Origin of the sequence: Tunicatimonas sp. (assembly GCF_049647865.1) — a bacterium.
In the GTDB taxonomy this organism is placed as follows: Bacteria; Bacteroidota; Bacteroidia; order Cytophagales; family Cyclobacteriaceae; genus Tunicatimonas.
Map to the genome: position 1 here is coordinate 1 of NZ_JBARYM010000563.1, position 6099 is coordinate 6099.

8 protein-coding genes and 1 pseudogene are annotated in these 6099 nt (G+C 44.7%); 7 read left to right on the top strand and 2 right to left on the bottom strand.

Annotated elements, in window-relative coordinates:
* Together WBA23_RS16635 and WBA23_RS16640 are read left to right on the top strand one after the other, a co-directional pair.
* A partial coding sequence (locus tag WBA23_RS16635) for an NAD-dependent epimerase/dehydratase family protein (RefSeq protein WP_424583411.1) occupies window positions 1-447 on the top strand: 447 nt, incomplete at its 5' end.
* The gene (locus WBA23_RS16640; protein ID WP_424583412.1) at window positions 434-652 is read left to right on the top strand and encodes a hypothetical protein; all 219 of its coding nucleotides are present in this window, start codon (window positions 434-436) and stop codon (window positions 650-652) included. The genes WBA23_RS16635 and WBA23_RS16640, both read left to right, overlap by 14 nt.
* A 43-nt stretch (window positions 653-695) precedes the next feature.
* Here WBA23_RS16640 and WBA23_RS16645 read toward each other — a convergent pair whose 3' ends face one another.
* Window positions 696-1346 carry an alpha/beta hydrolase gene (locus tag WBA23_RS16645; protein WP_424583413.1) on the bottom strand — a complete coding sequence of 217 codons (651 nt, stop codon included), beginning with the start codon at window positions 1344-1346 and terminating at the stop codon, window positions 696-698.
* Between the two features lie 146 nt (window positions 1347-1492).
* Here WBA23_RS16645 and WBA23_RS16650 point away from each other — a divergent pair, with 146 nt between their 5' ends.
* From WBA23_RS16650 to WBA23_RS16665, 4 genes are all read left to right on the top strand, one after another.
* Window positions 1493-2479, top strand: coding sequence for a Gfo/Idh/MocA family protein (locus tag WBA23_RS16650; RefSeq protein ID WP_424583414.1), 987 nt, complete (start codon window positions 1493-1495; stop codon window positions 2477-2479).
* A 162-nt stretch (window positions 2480-2641) separates the two neighbouring features.
* The gene (locus tag WBA23_RS16655) at window positions 2642-3088 is read left to right on the top strand and encodes a hypothetical protein (protein WP_424583415.1); all 447 of its coding nucleotides are present in this window, start codon (window positions 2642-2644) and stop codon (window positions 3086-3088) included.
* A 133-nt stretch (window positions 3089-3221) separates the two neighbouring features.
* The gene (locus tag WBA23_RS16660) at window positions 3222-4325 is read left to right on the top strand and encodes a formylglycine-generating enzyme family protein (RefSeq protein ID WP_424583416.1); all 1104 of its coding nucleotides are present in this window, start codon (window positions 3222-3224) and stop codon (window positions 4323-4325) included.
* 239 nt (window positions 4326-4564) lie between these two features.
* Window positions 4565-5026 (top strand): hypothetical protein, encoded by a 462-nt coding sequence (locus WBA23_RS16665; protein ID WP_424583417.1) that lies wholly within the window; start codon window positions 4565-4567, stop codon window positions 5024-5026.
* A gap of 87 nt (window positions 5027-5113) precedes the next feature.
* Here the strand turns inward: WBA23_RS16665 and WBA23_RS16670 are convergent, their stop codons facing one another.
* On the bottom strand, window positions 5114-5380 hold the full coding sequence (locus WBA23_RS16670; RefSeq protein ID WP_424583418.1) for a hypothetical protein: 267 nt from the start codon (window positions 5378-5380) through the stop codon (window positions 5114-5116).
* A 372-nt stretch (window positions 5381-5752) separates the two neighbouring features.
* Between WBA23_RS16670 and WBA23_RS16675 the strand changes: the two are divergent.
* Window positions 5753-6099: pseudogene (locus tag WBA23_RS16675) on the top strand (L-alanine-DL-glutamate epimerase); the annotation flags it as partial.

The following is a 6099-nucleotide window of genomic DNA, read 5'->3' on the forward strand; positions in this document are numbered from 1 at the left end:
GGGTTTGTTTACGGTCCGGGGGGGCTATTTAAGTCATCGTTCTACGACACCTTACAGAGAGGGCAGTTAAAAGTGTTTGGATCAGGCAAAAATTACTGGAGTCCTATCCAGGTAGATGACTTGGCACTTGCGTATGCTTTAGTGGCGGAAGGCCAATATTTTGGAGAAAACTTTAATATTGTAGACGATCAGCCGCTGACTCTACATGAGTTGGTTGATACGATTACAGATGAGCAAGGGGTAAAGAAAGTGGGAAATATAAATCCTTGGCTACTAGGACTTTTTATTGGTTCGCCACTAGTGAAATCACTCACTTGTTCGTTCCGGGTACGTAATGATAAGGCAAAAAATGTATTAAGTTGGAAGCCTGCTTATCCTAACTTTCAGTCCGGTATTAAGCCTACGCTACAGCAACTGAATCAAAAGCAAATCAATGAACCTGAGTGAAGAAAACAAAATAGCTCGCATTTTTGCGAAGCACTATGGCTTAAAGGATGGGCTGGAGATAGAACAGTGTATCAAGTCCATTATCCTTCATGACGATTATACCTACCTGAAGAAACTTACCAACGTGATGGTAAAAAACGGTTGGTCGGAACTGAATGCACAGTCTTTCGCCGAAATAATCACTGAGTTAGGCCAACAATCTTAGAAGGCCGATAGGCAACTTATATAATCTGCTCTTCTCCTGTAGTCTATACATCGGCTACCCTTTGGTCCAACCACTGCTTCACATCAGCAAAGCACGACTGATTTACCTCGTGTCCCATTACGTATTCCTTAAATTCGTAGTTGAATTGGTGTTGCTGAAGATAGTTAGCGGCAGAACGCCCTAAGTAAATAGGTAGCACCGAATCATTAGTGCCGTGAGTCGCTAGAATCTTCAGTTGTCGGTGAGCCAGTGTAATATTATCTTTAGGCGTAGTTTCCTGGAGAATATAGCCGCTCATAGCCACCAATCCGGTAATTTTCTCCGGCGTAGCCAAAGCGGTAGCGTAGCTCATCATGGCTCCTTGACTAAAACCAGCTAAGTAAATATGATTGGGGTCCGGTTGGTACTTCTGCACAATCTCATTTAAAAACTGTGTGAATTGTTGGCGAGCTTCATAAACTTGTCCAATATTAGGCTGAGGAACGCCTTTGGAAAAATCAATAGTAAACCAAGCGTTTCCACCGTAGCCGTAGGGTAGGGGAGCTCGTACGCTAATAATTAGATAGCGAGGGTCTAGCTGGGGAGCAAAAGAAAATAAGTCCTGTTCGTTGCTACCCAATCCGTGGAGTAATATAAGTAACGGAGGATGTTTGGAAGCCACCCGGGGTGGTTGGCTGATATAGTGTAATGACATAAAATTAGAAGATATAGATTGTATTACGGTGTTGTAATGATTTTTATGTTCTAGTTAGTAAGTTCTGAGTTTGTGGTTTAAAGTTAATTTGAGTAACTCAAAACTTGAAACTTAAAACTCAGAAAGTCAAAACACTAAAAACACCTATGCAACCAGTTAAATTCGGAGTACTCGGAGTTTCCGGTTTCTTCTCCAAACGAATCGCGATTCCTACTGCTAAATCGCCATTCATTCAGTGGGCGGGTATTGCCTCACGTTCTTTAGAGCGATCGCAAAAGGCCGCTGATGTCTACGATATTGCCCAAGCCTATGGTTCTTACGAAGAGCTACTGGCCGATGAATCTATCGAAGCCGTTTACATTCCACTGCCTAATCACGTACACGCTGAGTGGATTAAAAAAGCGGCGGATGCCGGTAAACACGTTCTGTGCGAAAAACCCATTGCTCTGTCAGCCGAAGAAGCGCAGAAAGCCATCGAGTACGCTGAAGCAAAGGGAGTAAAAGTCATGGAGGCATTTATGTACCGCTTTCATCCGCAGTGGCAACATGTACTGGAGCTGATTAGCATTCAAGAAATTGGTACGATTCAATTGATCGACACCTTCTTTGGGTACTCAAATAATGATTCGAACAATATCCGTAATCAGGAAGGTATGGGAGGAGGAGCCCTGTACGATGTAGGTTGCTACGCCGTGTCGGCCAGTCGGTTTCTGCTGCAAACTGAACCTCGGCGAGTGCTAAGCTTGATTACGGAAGATCAAGACTTTAAAGTCGATGTGCTTTCATCGGGCATACTAGATTTTGGTGGAGCACGGGCGCAGTTTACTGTAGCTACCCAAACCTTCCCGTATCAGCGAGTCACTGTACACGGCAGTGGTGGGATTATCTCTATAGAAATTCCGTTTAACGTTTCTTCCGACGTAGCGGCTCAGGTTATGGTCACTACCCGAGTAGGTACTCGTGAGGTACTACTAGATGCTACCGACCAGTATATTGTGGAGTTTGAAGGGTTTGCCCGCGCTATTCGCGAAGACATACCAGTTCCTACCCCACCGTCTGATGCGGTAAACAATATGCGCGTACTAGATGGGTTATTTGAATCGGGACGTACTGGACAGTGGGTCTCAATCTAGTAATTTGCTGAATAGTAGAGAAATTTCTGCGGTAAAATAACTGCTTCAGCATGAAGACGAAATCCTTCATTTTGCTTATTCTTCTCTCACTGGTTCCTCTTCCTTTGAACTTTACTAGAAGAAAGAACAAACCAGTTGCTATTGCGAAGATTAATCCGAGTTTTGAGAAGAAACCAAATAATCCTTCCTAAGGAAATCCGACTAATACGCCAATTGCATCGTACTAAACTCAAGCAAGAAGGGGTGGTAAGTAGGGAAGATATTATGGATGTTTTGGTAGAAGTAACACCGGATGTAGTGAACAATGTGCCCCGGTATACATCGTGGGGTGCAATCAAAATGAAATTGACTGGAGAGTGGCGAAGGTTGATAAAAGGCTCCGATGAGACTGACTTTTCTGAAGTAGGGTCGGTTGGCTATTGGAATATAGAATCTTCTCCTGAAGAAATTCTGAATAGATACGAAGCAGTGCTAACAGCCTTTTACCGGTACGGGCTATTAACTGAGATGGAAAAAAATAAGGTTGAAAATCAGCTATACGGTTATCAGATATTATTTTGCTCTAGCTTTTCCGAGCAGTGTCAATTGGCGGTAGATAAACAAAATTGAAGCAATACAAGCTCTAGAGATTGAACGGTTTTATGAGCGATTAGTGTTAGGAGAAAAATGGATAATCTACCAGTTTGAATACTATTACTACCTTTGGTGTCTTACCAATTCATACTACTAAAAACAACCAACAATGAGATTTTACGCCTCACTACTATTCCTGTTAGGTATTGCTTTAGCATCTTGCCAAAACGAGAATGCCCAGCAAGAAAAAATATCTAATAGTGCTCAAGCAAACAGTCAAGAAACTTTAAAACAAACCAGCGTGCTCACTTCTTCCAAACCCGACGGGGAAGCTCCCGAAGGGATGGTGTGGATACCGGGAGGAGAGTTTATAATGGGTAGCGACCACGAGACGGCGGCGAATGTTGAAGGACCAGCGTATCCGGTAGAAGTGTCGGGTTACTGGATGGATACTCACGAAGTGACGAACGCCGAGTTTAGGGAGTTTGTAGAAGCAACGGGGTACGTTACCATTGCCGAACGCCCTATTGACTGGGAAGAAATGAAGAAGCAACTTCCTCCCGGAACCCCCAAGCCAGCCGACGAAGTACTTCAGCCAGGCTCGCTTATCTTTGATCCCCCGAACCACGCAATTCCTTTGCACGATTACTCACAGTGGTGGTCGTGGAAGATCGGTGCCGATTGGAAGCATCCCAAAGGCCCCGGTAGCTCTATTGAAGGAAAAGATAATTTCCCGGTCACCCATATTGCTTTTGAGGATGCGCAAGCTTACGCCGAGTGGGCCGGTAAACGCCTCCCAACCGAAGCGGAATACGAGTTTGCCGCCCAGGGTGGCACCACTGGGCAAGCCTTTGCCTGGGGCGATGAACTTACTCCGTCAGGTAAGTACTTAGCCAATTTCTTCCAAGGGGATTTTCCGCACAACAATGTTAGTACCGATGGCTTTGCCGGAGCATCACCCATCAAAAGTTTTCAGCCCAATTCCTACGGCTTGTACGACATCATCGGTAATGTATGGGAGTGGAGCTCCGATTGGTACCGCCCCGATACCCACGAGCAGCAAAGTAAAATCACCGTATGCCGCAACCCTACCGGTCCTGCCCAAAGCTACGATCCTCAGGAACCACTCACTCCTAAGCGGGTGATTAAAGGAGGCTCGTACCTGTGCAGCGACCAGTATTGCTCTAACTACCGTCCTTCCGCCCGCATGGCTACTGCGGTAGATTCCGGTCAAGAGCATCTGGGGTTTCGCTGTGTGAAAGACGAGGGGTAAAGAATTTTAAAAACCACCACGGGGCGGACTTCCGCATCAACATCTTCTAAAGTGATGAGGACGAAGGCTACATTGCGGACATACCCGATTTGGTATCCTGTTCTGCTTTTGGTGAAACCGCTGAGGAAGCACTAACCGAAGTTCTTATCGCCAAGGAAAGCTTGGCTAGAGACTGCTAGAGAACAAAAGAAAAAGATCCCCTCGCCCAGATACCGCCCGGTGATTTATCAAGTTTCGGCGTGATACTATATTTATTTTGTAACTTCACTCAGTTACCCACTAAAACCAAAGTTATTCTGCTAATCCAAGCTGCGGGGATGCTGGGTGGTACTTCTACCCATTTGTATTGGGTAATTCGTCATGGGTTCTTTTCTGAAGCGTACCACAGCCCACTTTTCTCAGTGATTTTGTGGGATAGCCTAACTTTTTTAGACCCAATTGCCGCCGTGCTGCTAATCGTTAAACCAAGAGTGGGTGTATGGTTGACCGCAATCATTATTTCCATTGATGTATTTCACAATAGCATTCCGCTACCACTTTTGTCACCCCGGCCCTTACTAGAAATTTGGCCAACCCTGTTCACACATTGGATGATCATTTCTCAGGTGGCGTTTCTGATTTTTGTTCTAGCTACCTTTAGAGGCAATCTGCTGACGATCAAACTGTCTACGAAAGGAGAAATATGTTCAGACGCGAACTAGGGTAACTTTTTCATCTCCTTCCGGACAAAGAAAGCTGTTACCAGCGTACCTACGCCCAACATACAAGAAAGGATGATAAAGGCAATATCATGTATTTCCATCTTCGTATTTTTCAATTTTTTGGTACCGTACGATTATTAGAACGAAAAAAGCCACCAAAAGGATGGCACAAACAATAATACCGGCGTAAACGGATAAATTATCGTCCGTACTAAAGATACCTACAGAAACCGCTAGAAATGCCGTAAATATGTAGCGTTTTAAGTCGGCAAGTACCTTCAATTGTTCGTCGACCTTCTCAAAAAGAACCTCTTTCGCCAAATCTTCTTCTCGCCGTTTGGCTTCATCACTCATCGGCAAATTCGGTTAATCGTATTCTTGGCTTTTTTCAATTTTGCGGCCAAATCTTCTTGGCCAACTTACTTCTCCGCTAGCACTATCGTAAGTCTATTCATTTCCATAAATATAAAAACTTTCATGCTATTTGCTACCACTTTTATCACCCCGGCCCTTATTGGAAATTTGGCCAACCCTGTTCACACATTGGATGATCCTTTCCCAGGTGGCGTTTCTAATTTTTGTTCTGTCTACTTTTAGAGTCAATCTGCGAGAAATTAGTCGTCTTCAAATGTTTTGCTAGCGATATAATCTAAAGTTTTGCAACGGATTGCATATGGAATTTGCACAACCAAAGCGGGTTTTGTATCTTAAAGGACATTTTTTACTATGACACAACTTAACCGTCGGCAGTTCCTCCGGCAATCATCGGCTGCCGCTAGCCTGCTTCCATTAGCCCCTATGGCATCAACGTATTTTTCATTAGCGCCCAAAAAAATTACCATTGAACAAGTAAGCTCTACCTTTGAGCGTGAACCCCTAGCCACTCCCTACGGTTTCAAGGGCGGCTACATGACTGATGTTTGGCAAGCAGTAGCCCGGTTGCAAAGCTCATCGGGCAAGTATAGCGTGGGACTGGGTACCCAAAATACCCTCTGGTCGGATTCTGCGATTTTCCTCAATCACTCCGAAAGTGGGGGCAACGCCCTGATGTACGCTATGACCGAAAAGGGAGT